Consider the following 19,322-nt stretch of genomic DNA (forward strand, 5'->3'; position numbering starts at 1 on the left):
CTGGGCGGTCGGATAGCCTTGAGCCTATGCGCGTGCACGTGGCGGACCACCCGCTCATCACCCACAAACTCACGGTGCTGCGCGACAAGAACACCCCGAGCCCGCAGTTCCGCGCGCTGGTGGCCGAGCTGATCACGCTGCTCAGCTACGAGGCGACCCGCAACGTGCGCACCGAGCCGATGACGGTCGACACGCCGGTCGCGCCGTACACGGGGGTCGCCATCGCGAAGCCCGTTCCGCTCGTCGTGCCGATCCTGCGCGCGGGCCTCGGCATGCTCGACGGCATGATGGCCGTGCTGCCCAACGCCGAGGTCGGCTTCCTCGGCATGGCGCGCAACGAGGAGACGCTGGAGCCCACCACCTACGCCGAGCGCCTGCCGCAGGACCTCTCCGGCCGGCAGTGCTTCGTGCTCGACCCGATGCTCGCCACCGGCGGCTCGCTCGGCGCGGCCCTCGACTTCCTCTTCCAGCGCGGCGCCTCCGACGTGACCGCGATCTGCATCCTCGCCGCCCCCGAGGGACTCACGAAGCTCGAGCACGACACCGTGGGCAAAGACGTGACCCTCGTGCTCGGCGCGCTCGACCAGAAGCTCAACGAGAAGGGGTACATCGTGCCCGGCCTCGGCGACGCCGGCGACCGGCTGTACGGCTCGGCGGGTTGACCCTTCGAGACGCGCTCCGCGCTCCTCAGGGACCGCCCTTCGAGACGCGCTCCGCGCTCCTCAGGGACCACCCTTCGAGACGCGCCTACGGCGCTCCTCAGGGACCACCCTTCGAGACGCGCTCCGCGCTCCTCAGGGACCACCCTTCGAGACGCGCCTACGGCGCTCCTCAGGGACCACCCTTCGCGACGCGCTCCGCGCCCCACAGGGACCACCCTTCGAGACGCTGCTGTTGACGGAGTGTCGCTTTCCGTGTTTTCCTGGCAGGCATGACTGACGACGCGTCCCGCCGCACCTCCTTCGAGGCCCTCGGGTTCGCCGGCATGATGATGGCCGGCCGCGTCGGCATGATGTGTCGAATGTGCGCGTGACGACGCCGCAGTTCGCCGGGCTCCCCCGCCGCTGACCGTTCCACGGCCGCCGGGTCTGTGAGCCCCACGGATGCCTCCCGCATCCGCTCCCCGGCCGCATCGCCCCCCTCGCGTCGGCCACCCCGATCCCGCCCCTCTTCGCCGGGATCACCCGCATCATCACGAAGGTCTTGCTCCCATGTCGCTCACCGCCCCCCTCCGCTCCCGATCCGCTCACAACCCCGCACCCGTCGTCCTGAACTCGGCTCCTGCAGTGGCGCACGCCGGAACGACGGCCCTGCGTTCCATCCACCCGACCAGGCCAGCCCGCACGACGCATCCGTCGACGCCCCGCATCATCACGCCGCTGCCGGTGCAGCAGCGGCCGCGCACCGCGCCCGAGCCCGTCCGGCCCGCACCGGCCTCCGTCCCCGCCCCGGGCGCGGGGCGCCCGCGGGCCCTTCCCGCCGGCACCGAAGCGCGCGGTTTCGCCCTCTACGTCGGCTTCGACGAGGCGAAGGCGGCGGCCGCGGGAACCGACCTCGGCCGGGTCGTCGCCGAGCTCAAGCGCGTGCTCGCCGAACTCGCGCCGGGAGCCGAGGCGTACGCATCCGTCGCCCTCGCCCCGCAGGGCGCCGGCGGACGCGACGTCGACGTCGTGCGCCTCGCGCTGCAGGAGCCGACCGCAGCCGCGAAGCACCGCGGGTCCTCGGCCGCCTCGGCCGACGACGCGGACTCGACCGGCGTCGTCGTCGACATCTCGCGCAAGCGGCTGCAGCTGAACGGCGAGACCGTGCCGCTGACCTACAAGGAGTTCGAGCTGCTGCAGTACCTCGTGCTGCGCGAGGGCCGCACCATCGAGCGGGCCGAGCTGATCGAGTCGCTGTGGACGGCCGCCGGCGAGGAGGACGTGCCGAACGAGCGCACCATCGACGTGCACGTGCGCCGGCTGCGCTCCAAGCTCGGCGCCTACGAAGACATCGTGCGCACGGTGCGCGGCGCCGGCTACCGCTTCGACCGGCACGCCGACGTGGTGATCCGCCACGCGAGCGGCACGCCGTCGCCCGACATCTTCTGATCGCGGAATACCAGCGCCGCCGCCTGGGCTAAGAGTGTCATGACATCGATCGCGATCATCGGAGGAACCGGTTACACCGGGAGCAACATCGCCGCCGAGGCGGTGAAGCGAGGGCACAGCGTGACCGCGGTGTCGCGGCACGCGCCCGAGCATCCGCTCGAAGGCGTCACGTACGTGCAGGGCGAGATCAGCGACCAGGGCTTCATCGAGAAGCTGGCCGCCGACCACGACGAACTGGTCGTGGCGATCCACGCCGTCGACGCCGACAACCAGCCCGTGCTGCCGCCGCTCGTGCCGATGCTGGCCGACGCGGCCATCAAGGGAGGGGCCCGCCTGTCCTTCGTCGGCGGAGCGGGCTCGACGCTGGTCGCCCCGGCTGGCCCGCGGCTCGTCGACACGGATTTCCCGGAGGAGTACAAGCCGGAGGCGATCGCCCACGCGGGCATCCTCGACTGGCTGCGCTCCGACGAGAAGCCCGAGGGTCTGCAGTGGTTCTACCTGAGCCCGGCCGCCGAATACGGCGCGTGGAACCCCGGCACGGCGCTCGGCTCGTACCGCACCAGCGCCGACGTGATGCTCACGGACGACGAGGGCCGCTCGCAGATCTCGGGAGCCGACTACGCGCTGGCGTACGTCGACGAGATCGAGCAGCGCAAGCACATCAACCAGCGGTTCGTCGTCGGCTACTGACGCCGGCCGCCGGCGCCACGCCCCACTGAGAGGCGCGAACTGTGCCTCGAACGCGCAAGCGAAGGCACAGTTCGCACCTCTCATCTCTGCCCGGGCGACATCGTTGCCGCTTCGTGATGGGGCGCTGCCCGAAACCCGGCTTTCGACCACGTACTTTCGATGAGGCGTCTGTGCTGCGATGATGCCGGAAGACGGCGAAGGGGGTTCGGGTGACCGAAGTGGGTTCGATGCGTGATGGGACGATGGGCGACGGCGTCGCCTCCGTCGCGGCGCCCGCGCCGACCGGCACCGAGGCCGCGCATCCCACCTGGGTCGAGGTCGAGCGTCCGCCGCGCAAGAAGCACCTCGGTCTGTGGTTCGGCATCCCCGGCGGCCTCGTCGTCGCCGCCGCGGTCGCCGCCTCGCTCATCCTGATCGCCCCCGGGGTCACCGCCGCCGGCGCATCCGTCGGCTGGATGACCCAGGGCGCAGCCCAGCAGGCCATCGCCGACCGGCTCGCCGACGCGAAGATCACCGTCGGCGACGCCACCCTCACCGGCTCCCAGCTCGGCGCCTCCATCGACGCCAAGGCGCTCGCGAAGAAGGCGATCGGCGAGCACCCGCTGTGGAACGTCACCGCCTGGAACCCCGACGCGCTCGAGGGCGCGGTCACCATCGACTCCCACGTCGCCCTGCCCGCGCTGCGCAAGGCCGCGCCCGAGCTGTTCAGCGACGCGCGCAACGCCGCCGTCGTGTTCGACCAGAAGACCGGGAAGTTCACCGCCCAGGCGGCCCAGTCCGGCACCGGCGTCGACCTCACGGCGCTGGCCGACAGCCTGTCGCACGCCCTCGCCACCACCGACGGGCCGATCACGGTGACACCGAAGAAGACGCAGGTCGAGGCGGCAGCCACGACCGCGGAGGCCCAGGCCTTCGCCGACAAGCTCAACGACCAGGCGCCGGGCGCCGGCTTCTACGTGGACGACACGAAGTCCGAGGCGCTGTCGCTCGCGACCGTCGCCTCCTGGATCACGATCAGCTCCGACCCCGCGACGGGCGCCTTCACGATCACGCCCGACCAGACGGCCATCGCGAAGTCGGTCGAAGCGCTGCCTGCGAAGGTGAATCAGGATCCGGTCAAGGAGCAGGACGTCGTGAACTCGGCGGGCAAAGTGCTGCGGGTGATCCAGGCGGGCCAGAACGGCTTCACGCTGAGCACCTCGGGGCTCGCCGGCCAGATCGCCGGCTCGCTGCAGAGCGGCAACCTGCACTTCGACCTGCAGGGGCAGGTGACGAAGTTCCAGACCCAGACGCTCTTCCGCCGCATCGAGGTCGACAAGAGCGCCGGGGCGACCTACCTCTACCAGGGCACCAAGCCGGGCGATGAGAAGAAGGTGGCGACCTATCCCATCGCGATCGGCACGGGCGGCGAGCACGAGACGAAGGACGGCCACTTCACCGTCTACGCCCAGCTGCGCATCCAGGACATGGGCGACTGCAATGGCGGCACGAAGTTCGGCTACTGCACCAAGAACGTGCCGTGGATCTCGTACTTCGACGGCGACCAGGGCTTCCACGGCACCTACTGGCACAACAACTTCGGCCCCGGCGCCCGCATGAGCCACGGATGCGTGAACATGCGCATCCCCGACGCCGAGGCGCTCTACCACTTCGCCCAGATCGGCACCGAGGTGTGGGTGCACGAGTGACCGGCGGCGCGGCGGCGCGGGGCATCCGTCTTGATCGGGTGGATAGGCACCGGCTCGGGGATTCGCAGCAAAAATCACAGAACGATAACTAGACACCGTTACCTCGTCGTTATACATTTATTGAGCGTTAGTTGTTTGCTGTGGCAGCCGACGCGGAATGTGATTGCAGGACACTCTTGGTGCAGGGAAGGGTCCGGAGCCGACAGGTTCCGGACCCTTACTCTGTGCGCCGTAGAGTGGACGGATGAGCGATGAGCCGACCTCGGTTGCCGCGTGGGAGGCGCTGTTCCGGGCCCAAGTCGCGGTGATGCGCGAGCTCGGACTCGACTTCCCGCACGACGACATCTCGTTCAACGAGTACGACGTCATGTACACGCTGACCCGGGCGGTGAACCGCAGCCTGCGCCTGCGCGACCTGAACAAGAACGTGCTGCTGACCCAGCCGAGCGTGAGCCGCCTGGTCGACCGGCTGGCGGCGCGCGGCTGGGTGGAGAAGACGCCGGATCCGCGGGATGCGCGCGGCACGATCATCCGGTTGACGGATGCCGGCCACGCAGCGTTCTACCGCGTGGCGCAGGTGCACGGCGCGTCCATCGCCCGCGTCGTCGGGCGCGCGCTCGAGCCCGACGAGCTGGTCGAGTTGACCCGGCTGTGCAACAAGCTGCGCGCAGGCATCACCGCCCGCCGCGACTGAGCCGCTCAGGCAGCAGGCAGCTCGAGCAGGATCGTGGTGCCCTCCGGCCCGGTCCGCTCAACGCGCACGGTGCCGCCGGCCCTGGCGGCCACGTCGCGCACGAGCGCCAGGCCGATGCCGAACCCGCGCCGGCGCGGCAGGCCGAGGGCGCCGTCTGGCTCGGCGTGCGCGAAGCGCTCGAACACCCGCTCCGGGTCGATGCCGCGAATGCCCGGGCCGTGGTCGGCGACCGTCAGCACGACGGTGCGGCCGGCGGCGGCGAGGCGCACCTCCACCCGGCTTCCGTCGGGAGAGTGGGCGAGCGCGTTGTCGACCAGGGCGGTGACGCAGCGGCGCAGGCTCGTCTCGGGGATCGCGACGCGCAGGCCGGCGGGCGCCTCGAGCTCGAGGTCGACGGCGCGCTGGGCGCCCAGCAGGCGCAGCGCCGACACGGCGTCGGCGACGACGGCCGAGGCATCCGTCACCTGGCCCGGCTCGGCCGGGTCGTCGCCGCCGGCGGCCGCGAGCAGTTCGTCGACGATGCCGATCAGCGTCTCGGTGTCCTTCCGCAACTCGGCGACCGTGCCGGCGTTCGGGTCGGACCCGCCGAGCCGGCGCTGCAGCAGCTGCACCCGCGCGTTCAGCACCGCGAGCGGTGTGCGCAGTTCGTGCGACGCGTCGGCGACGAAGGTGCGCTGCAGCTGCAGCGCCCGCCCCAGCGGCCGCACTGCGCGCCGGGCGATCACCCAGCTCACGGCCGCCGCGAACAGGATCGCGCCGGCCCCGATGACGGCGAGGGCGACCAGCACGGCACCGGCGTCGATATAGATCTTCGTCTCGCCGGGCTGCGCCTTCTCGGCCAGCTCCTTCGGCGTCGACTGCACGATCACGGTGGCGACCGCGAGGATCACGATGAGCACGACGAGCGCGCACGTCGCGATCGAGATCTGGCGGGTGACGGATGCCGCCGCCTTCCGCACCGCCTGCTCGTCGGCGTCCCGCACCCGCGCCATCACAGGCTGCCCAAGCGGTAGCCCTTGCCGCGCACCGTCAGCACGACCGATTCCTCGGTCTTGCGGCGCAGGTAGTGCACGTAGGTGTCGACGGTGCCGGGCAGGTCGCTCGGCGAGAAGACGGCGCTCAGGATCTGACCGCGGCTGAAGGTGCGCGACGGGTTCTCGGCGAGCAGGCGCAGCAGCTCGCTCTCCTTCGGGGTGAGGGCGACCGGGCCGAGGTAGGGCGACTCGACGATGCGATCCTCGGGGTAGAAGTCCCAGGTGCCGATCGGCAGGGCGTTCCCCGCGCCGGTGTAGTCGCGGCGCAGGGCGCGCAGCCGGGCGAGCAGCTCGTCGAAGTCGAACGGCTTGACCAGGTAGTCGTTGGCGCCCGCGTCCAGCCCCTCGACCCGGTCGGGCACGGCGCCCAGGGCGGTGAGCATCAGCACGGGCGTGCCGATGCGGGCGCGGCGCACGCCCTGCACGACGGAGACGCCGTCGAGGCCGGGCAGCCGGCGGTCGACGACCATGACGTCGAACTCCTCATCGAGGGCGGTGCGCAGGGCGGAGTCGCCGTCGGCACGGTGGGTGACGTCGTAGCTGTCGCGCAGGTAGTCGATCATGATCGGGGCCAGGCGCTCGTCGTCCTCGACGAGCAGCAGCCGCGGCATCCGCTCGCTCATGACTCGATCATCGCCGCCGGCGCGTCAAGAATCGGCACAGAATCAGCCCACGGCGCACGCGCCGGTGTCGACCGGCGCGGTCAGTTTCGCCGCGTCGGCGATCGTCGGCTGCACCTGCTTCAGGGTGAGCGCGTAGCCGGTCTGGTCGTCGGTGGTCGAGCGGGCGAACACGACGCCGCTCACCCGCCCCTTCGCGTCGAGCAGCGGTCCGCCCGAGTCGCCCGGGCGGATGTCGGCGCGCAGCGAGTAGATCTGCCGCGAGACGTCCTTGTCGTCGTAGATGTCCTTGCCGACGGCGCGGAGGGTGCCGCGCACGCGCGCCGGGTTGACCGTGTAAGCGCCGCCGCCGGGGTAGCCGGCCGCATAGGCGGCGGCCCCGGTCGCAAGGGGCGTGGTGTCCAGCGCGAGCGGCTGGGCGTCGAGGCCGTCTACGGCGAGCACGGCGAGGTCGGTCTCGGGGTCGTAGGCGACGACGGTGGCCGGCAGCGAGTGCAGCTTGCCGTCGACGAGCACGCCCACCTGGGACGCCCCGGCGACGACGTGGGCGTTCGTGACGACGCGATCGGATGCGACGACCCAGCCGCTTCCCGAGGAGACGGTGCCGCACTTGGGCTCGTCGGCAACCACCTCGAGCACCGAGTCGGCGACCGCCTTCACCGCCGCCGGCACGCTCGAGGGCGGCGCGGAGGCGTCGGGGATCTTCTCCTGCGAGTCGCCGAACACCTTCGGCAGGCCGGCGGCGGCGATCGCGTCGTCGACGGCGCCGAACACGCGCGAGGCCGGCACCGGGGCGTAGTCGCGCAGCGCCTGCACGATGCGCGAAGAGTCGGCGAGCTCGGTGGCCGGGCGGAAGCCGGTGCTGGTGACGAACCCGGCCAGCAGCCACACCGTGATCGCCCAGGTGAGCACGCCGACGGCGGCGCCGACGAGCGCGTCGAGCCCGTTCGCGACGGGCGACTTGCGGATGGCGCGGTGGATCGCGTTGGCGATGCTGATCAGGATCACCGCGCACACGACCGCGATGAGCAGCACCACGATGAGCACGGCGAGGGTGCGCTGCCAGGCCTGCAGGGCGCTGAACACGTTGACCGCGTCGACGATGCCGGGGGCGAGCTGCAGGCCCACCCAGAAGCCGGCGATCCAGCCGACCGCGGTGGCGACGGCGACGAGGGCGCCGCGACGGGCCGCCCGGATCACGAAGGCGATGCCGAAGGCGGCGAGCACGAGGTCGACGATCAACTGCACCCTTCACACTCTTCCATCCGAAGACGTCTGCGCGGTGTAGCGCCGCCGGGATTCGGCGGCGGCACGGGCGCAACCGTCACGATCGGGCACAACGGATGCGCAGAAGCTGCGCCCCATCGCACCGGATGTGCCCGGGCGGACGGCCCGAGGCATCCGATCACAGGCCGGTGGTGCCGAACAGCAGGCCGAGCAGGTAGGTGACCGCGGCCGCGCCGTAACCGATGGCGAGCTGGCGCACGGCGCGCTTCCACGGCGAGGAGCCCGACAGCAGCCCGGTCACGGCGCCGGTGCCGAGCAGGGCGATGCCGACGAGCACGGCGGAGACGACGACCGCCGTCACGCCGCCCAGGCCGAAGAGGTAGGGGATCACGGGCACGATCGCGCCCGAGGCGAAGAAGCAGAAGCTGGACAGCGCCGCCGACAGCCCCGTGCCGAGGGCCTCGTGGTCGTCGCCGGCGGTGGTCGGGATGGGCGCGGTCTCGGGGGTTGCGTTGCTCAGCACGCGGTCGGCGCGTTGCTGCGCCTCGGATTCGGCCATGCCGCGCGAGCGGTAGACGAGGGCGAGCTCGTTGGCGTCGAGGTCGAGGTCGGGCAGGATCGAGCCGACCTGGGGGTTGGGGGTCGAGGCGGCGAGCAGCTCGCGCTGCGAGTGCACCGAGACGAACTCCCCCGCCCCCATCGACAACGCGCCGGCGAGCAGCCCGGCGATGCCGGTCAGCAGGATGACGTGGGTGGACACGCCGCTCGCGCCGACGCCGAGCACGAGCGAGAGGTTGCTGACGAGGCCGTCGTTGGCGCCGAAGACGGCGGCGCGGAAGGTGCCCGACAGGCGGTTGCGGCCGCGCTCGGCCAGGGCCCGGACCACCTCTTCGTGGATCTGCTCGTCGGCGGCCATCTGCGCGGTCGCATCCGGGTCGTGCGCGTACGGCGAGCGCGACTCGGCGCTCTGCACCAGGGCGAGCACGAACACGGAGCCGAAGGTGCGGGCGAGCCAGCCGAGCAGCCGGGTGCGCAGGTCGACCCGCAGCGGCTTGCCCACCTGCTCGCCGAGCAGCTCGAGCCAGTGCTGCTCGTGCCGCCCCTCGGCCTCGGCGAGCGCGAGCAGGATCTCGCGCTCCTCGCCTTCCCGGCGCGCGGCCAGATCGCGGTAGACGGATGCCTCGGCACGCTCGTCGGCCAGGTAGCGGCGCCAGCGGCGCAGGGTGCGCTCGTCCGGCGTCCGCGTCGTCGCAGCACTCACGGCTGACCAGCCTGACACGGCGCCCGCGCCGGCTTCCAGCCGGGCGGGCGCCTTCGGAGGGTTCAGCCGGGGCTAACTCGCGTCAGTCGCCCTCCGGTGCGACGTCGTCGCTCTCGTTCAGGCCGGCGTCGCCGCTCAGCGCGTCGCCGCCGGTCGTTCCGTCGTTGCCGGTGGGCGGGCGGTCGCCGCCCAGGGTGTCGCCGGCGCTGTGCGCGCCGGCCGGGCCCTCTTCGTCGTGCCGGGCGGGGTTCGCGCGCACCTGGTCGGCCTCTTCGATGTCGGCGATGATGCGTGCCCGTTCGCTGCGGCGGTCCTGGTCCTGGATCTCGTCAGCCATGACGTGTCTCCTTTCACGACCTGTCACCCTGCCGGTACCCCGGCGCGGCGAGGGCCACGCCGTCACGCCGGGGAGCGCAGCAGCGCGAACGAGACCTCGGCGAGGGTCAGCGCCCCGGGGTCGACGAGCCGCAGCCCCGGGTCGCTCGAGGCCTCGAGCGCCCAGTCGCCGTGCGGCGGCTCGGGCAGGGTGAACGCGACGCCGTTCTCCGCCGCGTTCAGCAGCAGAGCGAAGGCGTCGTAGCCGTCGTGGGCGAGCACGAACGCGATGGCGCGGGCTTCCGGGTCCTCCCAGTCGTCGTCGGAGAACTCCTCGCCGTCGGCGCGCAGAATGCGCACCGTGCGCGGACCGCCGGCCTCCCGCGCGCAGCGGTACCAGTCGGGGCGCAGCGCCGGTTCGGCGAGGCGCAGCCGCACGAGCATCCGTGTGAACTCATGCAGCTCGTCGTCGACGTGCTGCCAGTCGAACCAGGACAGCTCGTTGTCCTGGCAGTAGGCGTTGTTGTTGCCCCGCTGCGTGCGGCCGAGCTCGTCGCCGCCGAGCAGCATCGGCACGCCCGCCGACAGCAGCAGGGTGGCGAGCAGGTTCTTGCGCTGCCGCAGCCGCCTGGCGTTGATCTCGGGGTCGTCGCTCGGGCCCTCTGCGCCGTTGTTGCTGGAGCGGTTGTCGGACTCGCCGTCAGCGTTGTCCTCGCCGTTGGCCTCGTTGTGCTTCTTGTCGTAGCTGGTCAGGTCGGCGAGCGTGAAACCGTCGTGCGCCGTGACGAAGTTGACGCTGGACAGCGGCGAGCGGCGCGAGTCCTCGTACACGTCCGGGCTGCCGAGCACGCGCTGCGAGACCGTGCCGAGCATGCCGGGGGTGCCGCGCCAGAAGTCGCGCACGTCATCGCGGAAGCGACCGTTCCACTCCGACCAGTCGGCCGGGAAGCCGCCCACCTGGTACCCGGCGACATCCCAGGGCTCAGCGATCTTCTTGACCGGCTTCAGCGTCGGATCCTGGTGGATCAGGCTGAGGAACGCACTGTGGATGTTGGGGTCCTCGTCCTGCCGGGTGAGCGTCGTGGCCAGGTCGAAGCGGAAGCCGTCGACGTGCATCTCGGTGACCCAGTAGCGCAGCGAGTCCATGATCAGCGCGAGCGCGGCGGGGTTGCTGACGTTCAGGCTGTTGCCCGTGCCTGTGGTGTCGAAGTAGTGCCGCGGGCCGTCGTCGACGAGGCGGTAGTAGGACGGGTTGTCGATGCCCTTGAGGCTGAGCGTGGGGCCGAGCTCGTTGCCCTCGGCCGTGTGGTTGTAGACCACGTCGAGGATGACCTCGATGCCCGCCGCGTGCAGCGCCTTCACCATGCCCTTGAACTCGGCGAGGCGCTCGAGCGGGTCGCGGGCGGCCGAGTACTCGTCGTGCGGGGTGAAAAAGCCGATCGAGTTGTAGCCCCAGTAGTTGCGCAGCCCCTTCTCGATCAGGTGCGGGTCCTGCACGAACTGGTGCACGGGCAGCAGTTCGACCGCGGTGACCCCGAGCCGGCGCAGGTGGTCGAGGGCGGCCGGGTGGGCGAGGCCCGCATAGGTTCCGCGCAGCTCCTCGGGCACGCCGGGCATCAGCTTGGTGAAGCCCTTGACGTGCAGCTCGTACACGACGGTCTCGGCCAGCGGGGTGCGCGGGGGCGTGTCACCGCTCCAGTCGAACGCCCGCGGGTCGGTGACCACGGACAGCATGACCTGGCCCGCGCCATCCGTCTCATCGAGGCGGTCGGGGTCGTCGAGATCGTGGCCGAACGTCGCCGGACCCCACCGGTAGTCGCCCCACGTCGCGGTCGCGTACGGATCGAGCAGCACCTTGGCCGGGTTGAAGCGCAGACCGGATGCCGGATCCCACGGCCCCGACACCCGCAGGCCGTACCGGGTTCCGGGCGCCATGCCCGGCACGACGCCGTGGAACACGTGCCCGGTGCGGTGGCCGAGCTCGGTGCGGATCTCGGTGCCGTCCTCGGCGAAGACGCACACCTCGACCCCGTCGGCGCGCTCGCTGTAGACGGCGACGTCGGCGCCGCCGTCCACCAGCGTCACGCCCAGCGGGTAGGGACGCGAGCGCGGAGCCGCGTTCACCGCCGCCGGGCGAGCAGCGCCACCGCGCTCTCGAGTGTCTTGGACTGGCCCACCTCGACGCAGCGGTCGAGCCGCGCGCCGTGCAGCGTGACCCACACCGGGCCGACGCGCTCGATGTAACCCTGGACCCCGGCATCCGTCACGACCCGATAGAGCACGTCGCTGTGCTTCTCGACCTGCATCGATCCGTTGTCGGTGGTGTATTTCGCCATGCTCTTCATCGTGGAACCCCCGCTTGTCGCCGGGGGCGTTCCTCCTCGGCGTGAAGGTACCCAGCCGCGTCACTCGAGGCGCACGATCGCGGCTCCCGGCCCCTCGAGGTGCAGTCCGGCGGCTCCGGCCCGCACCTCGCCGTAGGCGAGCACGAGGCCGCCGTGCTCGGGCACCTCGACCGGTCCGGGGCGCAGCGCGACCGTGACCCGCAGCGGGCCGCGGCTGAACGCGAAGACGCCGCGCGCCTCGTCGGCATCCACCTCGCGCGCCGGCGCATCGACCGGCAGCTCGCGCCGCAGCGCGATGAGGTCGGTGTAGAAGGCGAGCAGGCCCGCGTGCGGTTCCCGCTCGGGCTCGGACCAGTCCAGGCGCGAGCGGGCGAAGGTGGCCGGGTCCTGCGGGTCGGGGACGACCGCCGGATCCCAGCCCATGCGGGCGAACTCGGCGATGCGCCCGCGCGCCGTCGCCTCCCCCAGCTCGGGCTCGGGGTGGGAGGTGAAGAACTGCCACGGGGTGCGCGCGCCCCACTCCTCGCCCATGAACAGCATCGGGGTGAACGGGCCGAGCAGCACGAGCGCCGCCGCGGCGGCGAGCGAGCCCTCGCCGACCTGCGCCGACATGCGGTCGCCGACCGCCCGGTTGCCGACCTGGTCGTGATCCTGCGCGAAGGCGACGAGCCGGCGGAACGGGATGTCGGGGTCGAGCGGCCGGCCGTGGTGCCGCTCGCGGAAGCTCGACCAGGTGCCGTCGTGGAACCAGCCGCGCTCGAACACCTTGACGAGGGCGCCGAGCCCGCCGAAGTCGGCGTAGTAGCCGACGGTCTCGCCGGTCACGTTGGCGTGCACCGCGTGGTGCACGTCGTCGTCCCACTGGGCGTCGAGGCCGTAGCCGTGCGCCGCGCGGGAGCGGATCAGCTTCGGGTCGTTCAGGTCGCTCTCGGCGATGAGCGTCAGCGGCCGGCCCAGCTCGGCGGCCAGCTCGTCGACGCGGGCGGCGAGCTCTTCGAGCAGGTGCAGCGCGCGGGCGTCGCGCAGCGCGTGCACGGCGTCGAGCCGCAGCCCGTCGGCGTGCATGTCGCGCAGCCAGTACATGGCGTTGTCGATGATGTACCGCCGCACCTCGTCGGAGAGCGGCCCGTCGAGGTTCAGCGCGTCGCCCCAGGTGTTGGCGGCGCCCGACCCGAGGTAGGGGCCGAAGTCGGGCAGGTGGTTGCCGCTCGGGCCCAGGTGGTTGTACACGACGTCCTGCACAACGGCGAGGCCGCGGGCGTGGCAGGCGTCGACGAAGCGCTGGTACGCCTCCGGGCCGCCGTAGGGCTCGTGCACCGCGTACCAGAGCACCCCGTCGTAGCCCCAGCCGTGGGTGCCGTTGAACGCGTTGACGGGCAGCAGCTCGATCGCGTCGACGCCGAGCCGCACCAGGTGGTCGAGGCGACGGATGGCGCTGTCCAGCGTTCCCTCGGGGGTGAAGGTGCCGACGTGCAGTTCGTAGATCACAGCTCCGGTGAGGTCTCGGCCGCGCCATCCGTCGTCGCCCCACGCGTAGCGGGCGGGGTCGAATTCGCGGCCGAGCTCGTGCACGCCGCGCGGCTGCCGCAGCGACCGCGGGTCGGCGAAGGGGCCGTTGCCGTCGACGAGGAAACCGTAGTCGGCGGGGTCGGGGCCGCCGTCCCACGGCTGGTCCAGGGCCCACCATCCGTTCTCGCCGCGGGTCAGCGGGAGTTCGGCGCGGCCTTGGCCCACGACGAGCGTCACCTGCGCGGCCTGGGGCGCCCAGACCGGGAATCGTCGGTTCATGTCTCCACCAGCAGGGCGACGGGGTAGTCGGCGAACAGCTCGGCCACGCGCGCCGCGCCCTGGGCCTCGCGGCCGGTCAGCTCGTCGCGCAGGCTCCGCTCGCCGAGGTCAACGACGGTGTCGCCCCAGCCGCCTGCGGCGGCGAGGCCGAGCGGCAGGCGGGTGGCCAGGGCGATCGCGCCGCCGCGGTCGAAGCCGATCAGGTGCTCGGCCTGCGCGCCGCGCGCCGTGACCGGGTGGTAGGCGGTGAACAGCTCGGGCCGGTCGCGGCGCAGCCGCAGCGCGCGGGAGACGACGAGCGTCTTGACCGCGCCGCTCTCGTCGACGGGCGGCCGCCAGCCGCCGTCGAGGCGGTCGAGCAGCTCGGATGCCGCGGCGAAATCCACGGGGCGCCGGTTGTCCGGGTCCACCAGCGACCGGTCCCAGCGTTCCGTGCCCTGGTAGACGTCGGGGGTTCCGGGGGCGAGCAGCTGCAGCAGCTTCGCCGCGAGGCCGTTGGAGTACCCGGCCGCCGTCAGCTCGTCGACGAGTCGCTCGAGCAGCTCGTGCACGAGCGGCTCCTCGACGGCGACCGTGACGAGGCGGGTCAGCCGCTCTTCGAACGCGGGGTCGCCGTCGATCCAGTCGGTCGACTCACCGGCTTCGCGAGCCGCCTTCAGCGCGTAGGCCTCGAGCCGCTCCCGGCTCGCCGGCCACGCGCCGACGATCGCCTGCCAGATCAGGTTCTCCAGCACCCGGTCGCCCGTTCCGATGAGCCCGCCGACCTCGGTCAGGAAGCGCCGCCAGCGTTCGGGGGCCTCGGCGAGCGCGGTGATCCGCGCCCGGGTGTCTTCGCTGCGCTTGGTGTCGTGGGTGGTCAGCGTCGTCATCGACTCGGGCAGCCGGGCGGCGCGGTCGCGCTGCGCCGCGTGGAAGGCGGCCGCGTCGATCGCGAACAGGCTCGGGTCTCCCCCGACCTCGGTCAGCGAGGTGAGCCGGGGGTAGCGGTAGAACGCGTTGTCCTCGACGCCCTTGGCCATGATCATGCCGCTGGTCTGCTGGAAGCGCAGCGCGGCGCGGTTGCCCGGGTCGGCGAGCGCCGCGCCGACGGCGGCGAGGTCGGCCTCGAGCTGGGGGGCTGCGGCCTGCGCGGCGGCGACGGCTTCGTCGAGGTGCTCGCGCCCGAAGGGCAGGTAGCTGCGGTAGACGGGCAGGGCGGCGGCGATCTCGACGAGCGCGTCTTCGACGTCGCCGGCGACCTCTCCGAGTTCGCGGGCGACGCGGCGGATCTCGGAGTTCAGGATGCCGCGGGCGACGGCCCGCTTGCGCTCGGGAACCAGCTCGGCCCAGCGCCGGGGGCTGCCTGCCGCCTCGTCGACGATCTGGGTGAGCGGATGCTCGCCCGCGGGGTCGACGAGCACCCGGTCGATCCCGGCCAGCGCGTCGTAGCCGGTGGTGCCGGCGATGGGCCACTGCGGGGGCATCCGCTCGTCGCCCTCGATGATCTTCTCGACCCAGATCGGCCTGCCCTGGGCGAGTTCGGCGAGACGGCGCAGGTAGTCGCCGGGGGCGCGCAGCCCGTCGGGGTGGTCGACGCGCAGGCCGTCGACGAGGCCCTCGGCGATCCAGCGGCCGATCTCGCGGTGGGTGTCGTCGAACACGCGCGGGTCTTCGACGCGTACGGCGGCGAGCGTGTTCACGGCGAAGAAGCGGCGGTAGTTGAGGTCGTGGTCGGCCCGCCGCCACGACATCAGCTCGTAGTGCTGCCGGTCGTGCACCTCGCGCGGGGTGCCGCCGCCGGTGCCCTCGGCAATCGGGAAGCGGTGTTCGTAGTAGACGAGCTCGTCGCCGTCCACTCTCAGCACGTCGAGCTCGTCGGGGCCGTCGCCGAGCACGGGCAGGCGCAGCCTGCCGCCGCCGAACTCCCAGTCGATGTCGAAGTAGTCGGCGTACGGCGAACGACGGCCGTGCGCGAGCACATCCCACCACCAGCGGTTCGCGTTCGGGGTCGCGACGCCGACGTGGTTGGGCACGATGTCGACGACCACGCCCATGCCGCGCTCGTGCGCCGCACGGGAGAGCTCGGCGAGCCCCTCCGGCCCGCCCCGGGCGGCGTCGACGCGAGAGTGGTCGACCACGTCGTAGCCGTGCGAGGAGCCCGACTCGGACTCGAGCAGCGGCGAGAGGTACAGCCAGTCGGCGCCGAGGCGGTGCAGGTAGGGCACGATGCGCGCCGCGTCGAAGAGGGTGAACTCCGCCGAGATCTGAAGGCGGTAGGTACTGGCGGGCACGAGGCCGAATCTACGCAGGTGCTCGGGGCGGGCGCCACCGGTTGACACGATCGGTCACACGCCGGTACGCGCAGTCCGCGGGTGCCGCGTTGCGGGCGTCTTGGCCCTTCCTGTGAGCAATGGCGCTAGCGTGCCGTGATGGTCAACCGTCTGCTGGGCCGATGACCGCCGTCGCCCTGTTCGCCGCCGTGTTCCTCGCCTGCGTGGTCGAGGCGGTGGAGGCGACCACGATCGTCGTCGCGGTCGGCGCCACCCGCAGCTGGCGGTCGGCGCTGACCGGTGCCGCCGTCGCCGTGGTGGTGCTGGCCGCGGCCGTCGCGCTCGTCGGTCCCGCGATCCTGCTGCTGCCGCTGGCCGTGCTGCGCCTCGTCGTCGGCGGGTTGCTGCTGGTCTTCGGGCTCGGCTGGCTGCGCAAGGCGGTGCTGCGCGCGGCAGGGCGCAGGGCTCTCCGTGACGAGGAGGCTGCCTTCCGGCGTCAGGTCGAGGCGGCCGAGAGCGCCCGGCGCGAGAGCCGGTTCGGAGTCTCCGATTGGTACGCGTTCACCGTGTCGTTCAAGGGCGTGTTGCTCGAGGGCCTCGAGGTGGTCTTCATCGTGCTCACCTTCGCCACCAATCAGGGGCGCCTGCCGGTCGCCGTCGTCGCGGCGCTCGCCGCGATCGTGCTCGTCGTGGCACTGGGCGCCGCCGTGCGCGGACCGCTGTCGCGGGTGCCCGAGAACGCGCTCAAGTTCGTCGTCGGCATCATGCTCACCGCCTTCGGCCTGTTCTGGGGCGCCGAAGGCGCGGGGGCGCACTGGCCCGGCGACGACGCCGCCCTGCTCGCCATCGCGCCGGCGGTCGCCGCGTACTGCCTGCTGCTCGTGGTCGCGTTCTCGGGCCGGCGGCCGGGCCGCGGGCGCGCCCAGTCGTTCCGGGTCACGGGCGGGCCGCACGTCGGGCAGGGGGCATCGGATGCCTCGGCGCCGCAGCCTGCGGCATCCGTCAGCCCTGCGTCGCCGGCGTCGGCGCCTGCCGCGCCGCCCGCCGCGCTCGCGCCCCAACGCGGCCGCCTCGCCGCCTTCGGCCTGTTCTGGTACGACTTCGTCGTCGGGGACGACTGGCGGGTCGCGGCGGGCGTTGCGGTGATGCTCGCCCTGATCGCCGTCCTGGCGGGCTGGCCGGGAGCATGGCTCATCGCGGTGGTCGGTGCGCTCGTGCTCATTCCGTACGGCACGGCGCGTGCGGCCCGATGAGGCCTGGCTCGCCCGTCGTTGGACGCCGGTCGCCCCGAATCAGTCGCCGGAGGTCCAGCCGATGTGGTCCGAGCCCATGGAAATCACGTAGTCGGTCGGGTCGGTGGTGCCTTCCACGCGCTCGTAGCGGGGTGCGTCGTCGTCGGGCACGGCCTGCGAGCTGATCACGAGGTAGTCGGCGGGCGCTCCGCCCACGAGCGGGAGCACCGCGAAGCCCGGCCGGCCGACGCCCCCGCCGTCGAGGCGGGCGACGTACTCGTCGCTGTCGAAGGTGTCGGGCTGCACGTCGACCAGGTCGGTCGGCGTGACGATCTGCACGGACTTGTTGATGCCGCCGACGCCACCGGTGACGCCGTCGCCCGGAACCGCAGTGTTCATGGGAGGTCCTCCATCTGTCGGCGGGAAGGTACCCAGGTGGGCGGGGAGGTGCACGGCCGAGGCGGCTGCGGGGATAGCCGTGATGCGCACTGGCGCAAACGTCACGATCGGGCACAAGCCGGGCGCAGAACTTCTGCCCGATCGCGACACTTATGCCCGGGCCGCAGAAGGGCGCCGGACTCGGGCATCGCGTCCTGTGCGGTGGCGCGGCGGAACGAAGAAAGCCCCGGGGAGACCGGGGCTTCGGAGTGGTGCGCCTGGAGGGACTCGAACCCCCAACCTTCTGATCCGTAGTCAGATGCTCTATCCGTTGAGCTACAGGCGCGAGGGCGCAACCTGAAGATCATAACAGCCGCCCGGAGCGCCTCCCAAATCGCGGGCGGAGCCTCCTCGCGGGGCGGAGCCGGGTCACGGGTTGGCGTAGAACCAGAGCACGGCGACGCAGACCGGCTGGGCGAGGGCGCCGAGGCCGACCAGCATCCGTCGCCACAGGTCGCGTTCGGCGAAGCGCGGGTCGCCGAGCAGCGGCGCCAGCGGGATCGCGACGCGGAAGACGCTCTGCTGCGGCATGAACACGGCCAGCAGGTAGAGCGCGTACGACGCGGCCGTGCTGAGGATCACCGGCCCGAGGCTGCGCGTCGTGGGGCGGGTGAGCCACCACGCGAAGCCCAGGATCGCCGCCACCACGATGGCCACCCCGAACGCACCGAGGTAGCGCCCGAAGAGCTCGAACCAGGCGGTGAACGGGCGGAAGTCCGTGTGGCCGAGGAACCCGTCGCGCCACGACAGCTCGGTCGCCGTGTATGCGTTCGGCACGCCGGTGACGATCCACGCGACGAGCGGCCAGGCGAATCCGACGAGGCCCGTGACCGCCGTGGCGACGACCATGGCGACGCGCTCCCGCACAGGGAATGCGGCGGGGTCGCCGGCCGAGCGCGCCTGCCGCAGGCGCACGACGAAGACCACGGCGATCGCCAGCGCCAGCGCGACTTCGCCCGGCCGGGTGAACGCGGCGAGCGCGGCGGGGACGAGCATGAGCCCCCAACGCCGCCGCTGCATCAGGTACATGGCGGCGAACAGGAGGAAGAGGAACATGCTCTCCGCGTAGCCGACCTGCAGCAGGAAGGCGAGCGGGCCGAAGCTGAAGACCGTCGCCGCGAGCATCGCCGGCCGGTGGCCGACCCGGTCCCGCACCATGAGGTAGAGCAGCACCGTGGCCCCCGCCCCGAACAGCGCGGAGACGATGACCGCGAGCACCTCGAACGGCGCATGCAGCACGGCGGCGAACGCCGCCACGAACAGCGGATAGGCGGGCAGGAAGGCCCAGTCGTTGGGGGCGATGGTTCCGCTCGCGGTGCGCGGCAGCACCGAGGGATAGCCCTGGTCGGCGATCTGCTGATAGTGCACGCCGTCCCACAGGCCGCCGAGCCCGAAGAAGTCGGGGGTGTGCGGCACCCAGACGCCGTCGATGCGGGCGAAGGTCGGGGTGTCGGTGAGCCATGGCATGCGCCATCCGTGCGCCGTCGCCACCCACAGGCCGATCAGCAGCAGCAGCGTTGAATATATGCGCGACGCGGCATACATGCCGAGCACGCTGAGCACCGCCCGGCTGACACGGCGGCGCGCCGCGAGCGGTCGCGCACCGGTCGACGAAAGCGGCTCGGGCGCCGCCGAATCCACGGTTGCCATC

Annotated in this window: 16 protein-coding genes, 1 tRNA gene and 1 pseudogene; 6 read left to right on the forward strand and 12 right to left on the reverse strand. The window is 72.1% G+C overall.

The annotated features are described in order from the left end of the window. Positions 1–26: 26 nt before the first annotated feature. The 5 genes and pseudogenes from upp to H563_RS18445 all read left to right on the forward strand — a co-directional run. Positions 27–662 carry a uracil phosphoribosyltransferase gene (gene upp / locus H563_RS0109090; RefSeq protein ID WP_022882293.1) on the forward strand — a complete coding sequence of 212 codons (636 nt, stop codon included), beginning with the start codon at positions 27–29 and terminating at the stop codon, positions 660–662. Positions 663–1,367: 705 nt separating this feature from the next. Continuing rightward, positions 1,368–2,090 carry a winged helix-turn-helix domain-containing protein gene (locus H563_RS0109100; protein ID WP_051142713.1) on the forward strand — a complete coding sequence of 241 codons (723 nt, stop codon included), beginning with the start codon at positions 1,368–1,370 and terminating at the stop codon, positions 2,088–2,090. 39 nt (positions 2,091–2,129) lie between these two features. Then, positions 2,130–2,780 (forward strand): NAD(P)-dependent oxidoreductase, encoded by a 651-nt coding sequence (locus H563_RS0109105; protein ID WP_022882296.1) that lies wholly within the window; start codon positions 2,130–2,132, stop codon positions 2,778–2,780. Positions 2,781–3,007: 227 nt separating this feature from the next. Then, the gene (locus tag H563_RS15925; RefSeq protein ID WP_155865133.1) at positions 3,008–4,468 is read left to right on the forward strand and encodes a L,D-transpeptidase; all 1,461 of its coding nucleotides are present in this window, start codon (positions 3,008–3,010) and stop codon (positions 4,466–4,468) included. 307 nt (positions 4,469–4,775) lie between these two features. Continuing rightward, positions 4,776–5,006: pseudogene (locus H563_RS18445) on the forward strand (MarR family winged helix-turn-helix transcriptional regulator); the annotation flags it as partial. A gap of 161 nt (positions 5,007–5,167) precedes the next feature. On the opposite strand, the gene H563_RS0109120 reads toward H563_RS18445, so the two are convergent. From H563_RS0109120 to treY, 9 genes are all read right to left on the reverse strand, one after another. Then, complete coding sequence (locus H563_RS0109120) at positions 5,168–6,154, reverse strand: sensor histidine kinase (RefSeq protein WP_022882299.1); 987 nt, start codon at positions 6,152–6,154, stop codon at positions 5,168–5,170. After that, on the reverse strand, positions 6,154–6,819 hold the full coding sequence (locus tag H563_RS0109125; protein ID WP_022882300.1) for a response regulator transcription factor: 666 nt from the start codon (positions 6,817–6,819) through the stop codon (positions 6,154–6,156). The genes H563_RS0109120 and H563_RS0109125 overlap by 1 nt, the downstream gene beginning before the upstream one ends. Before the next feature lie 42 nt (positions 6,820–6,861). Further along, on the reverse strand, positions 6,862–8,064 hold the full coding sequence (locus H563_RS0109130; RefSeq protein ID WP_022882301.1) for a MarP family serine protease: 1,203 nt from the start codon (positions 8,062–8,064) through the stop codon (positions 6,862–6,864). A 157-nt stretch (positions 8,065–8,221) separates the two neighbouring features. Then, positions 8,222–9,304 carry a VIT1/CCC1 transporter family protein gene (locus tag H563_RS0109135; RefSeq protein WP_022882302.1) on the reverse strand — a complete coding sequence of 361 codons (1,083 nt, stop codon included), beginning with the start codon at positions 9,302–9,304 and terminating at the stop codon, positions 8,222–8,224. 82 nt (positions 9,305–9,386) lie between these two features. Beyond that, positions 9,387–9,641, reverse strand: coding sequence for a hypothetical protein (locus tag H563_RS0109140; protein ID WP_022882303.1), 255 nt, complete (start codon positions 9,639–9,641; stop codon positions 9,387–9,389). 62 nt (positions 9,642–9,703) lie between these two features. After that, entirely contained in the window at positions 9,704–11,743 is a 2,040-nt protein-coding gene (glgX, locus tag H563_RS0109145) for a glycogen debranching protein GlgX (RefSeq protein WP_022882304.1), read from the reverse strand. Beyond that, positions 11,740–11,955: a hypothetical protein gene (locus H563_RS15930; protein ID WP_155865135.1), complete on the reverse strand. Its 216-nt coding sequence runs from the start codon at positions 11,953–11,955 to the stop codon at positions 11,740–11,742. The genes glgX and H563_RS15930 overlap by 4 nt, the downstream gene beginning before the upstream one ends. A 69-nt stretch (positions 11,956–12,024) precedes the next feature. Then, complete coding sequence (treZ, locus tag H563_RS0109155; RefSeq protein WP_022882306.1) at positions 12,025–13,752, reverse strand: malto-oligosyltrehalose trehalohydrolase; 1,728 nt, start codon at positions 13,750–13,752, stop codon at positions 12,025–12,027. Beyond that, a complete protein-coding gene (treY, locus tag H563_RS0109160) occupies positions 13,749–16,022 on the reverse strand; it encodes a malto-oligosyltrehalose synthase (RefSeq protein WP_022882307.1) in 2,274 nt (757 codons plus the stop codon). The genes treZ and treY overlap by 4 nt, the downstream gene beginning before the upstream one ends. 161 nt (positions 16,023–16,183) lie before the next feature. Between treY and H563_RS18200 the strand changes: the two genes are divergently transcribed. Beyond that, complete coding sequence (locus H563_RS18200) at positions 16,184–17,254, forward strand: hypothetical protein (protein WP_022882308.1); 1,071 nt, start codon at positions 16,184–16,186, stop codon at positions 17,252–17,254. Positions 17,255–17,293: 39 nt separating this feature from the next. Here H563_RS18200 and H563_RS0109170 read toward each other — a convergent pair whose 3' ends face one another. The 3 genes from H563_RS0109170 to H563_RS15940 form a co-directional block, all read right to left on the reverse strand. After that, on the reverse strand, positions 17,294–17,632 hold the full coding sequence (locus H563_RS0109170) for a hypothetical protein (RefSeq protein ID WP_022882309.1): 339 nt from the start codon (positions 17,630–17,632) through the stop codon (positions 17,294–17,296). A 249-nt stretch (positions 17,633–17,881) separates the two neighbouring features. After that, positions 17,882–17,957, reverse strand: a tRNA-Arg gene (locus H563_RS0109175). A gap of 83 nt (positions 17,958–18,040) precedes the next feature. Beyond that, complete coding sequence (locus H563_RS15940) at positions 18,041–19,321, reverse strand: glycosyltransferase family protein (RefSeq protein ID WP_022882310.1); 1,281 nt, start codon at positions 19,319–19,321, stop codon at positions 18,041–18,043. Position 19,322 lies beyond the last annotated feature (1 nt).

This window comes from Gryllotalpicola ginsengisoli DSM 22003 (genome assembly GCF_000419445.1).
GTDB classification, from domain to species: Bacteria; Actinomycetota; Actinomycetes; order Actinomycetales; family Microbacteriaceae; genus Gryllotalpicola; species Gryllotalpicola ginsengisoli.

What these genes read in the sequence shown, in the direction of transcription:
- H563_RS0109105 (WP_022882296.1), top strand. Translation starts at nt 2,130, where the DNA reads ATGACATCGATCGCGATCATCGGAGGAACCGGTTACACCGGGAGCAAC.
- H563_RS0109140 (WP_022882303.1), bottom strand. Translation starts at nt 9,641, where the DNA reads ATGGCTGACGAGATCCAGGACCAGGACCGCCGCAGCGAACGGGCACGC.
- H563_RS15925 (WP_155865133.1), top strand. Translation starts at nt 3,008, where the DNA reads ATGCGTGATGGGACGATGGGCGACGGCGTCGCCTCCGTCGCGGCGCCC.
- H563_RS0109170 (WP_022882309.1), bottom strand. Translation starts at nt 17,632, where the DNA reads ATGAACACTGCGGTTCCGGGCGACGGCGTCACCGGTGGCGTCGGCGGC.
- H563_RS15930 (WP_155865135.1), bottom strand. Translation starts at nt 11,955, where the DNA reads ATGGCGAAATACACCACCGACAACGGATCGATGCAGGTCGAGAAGCAC.
- treZ (WP_022882306.1), bottom strand. Translation starts at nt 13,752, where the DNA reads ATGAACCGACGATTCCCGGTCTGGGCGCCCCAGGCCGCGCAGGTGACG.
- H563_RS18200 (WP_022882308.1), top strand. Translation starts at nt 16,184, where the DNA reads ATGACCGCCGTCGCCCTGTTCGCCGCCGTGTTCCTCGCCTGCGTGGTC.
- H563_RS0109120 (WP_022882299.1), bottom strand. Translation starts at nt 6,154, where the DNA reads ATGGCGCGGGTGCGGGACGCCGACGAGCAGGCGGTGCGGAAGGCGGCG.
- H563_RS15940 (WP_022882310.1), bottom strand. Translation starts at nt 19,321, where the DNA reads ATGGCAACCGTGGATTCGGCGGCGCCCGAGCCGCTTTCGTCGACCGGT.
- H563_RS0109125 (WP_022882300.1), bottom strand. Translation starts at nt 6,819, where the DNA reads ATGAGCGAGCGGATGCCGCGGCTGCTGCTCGTCGAGGACGACGAGCGC.
- upp (WP_022882293.1), top strand. Translation starts at nt 27, where the DNA reads ATGCGCGTGCACGTGGCGGACCACCCGCTCATCACCCACAAACTCACG.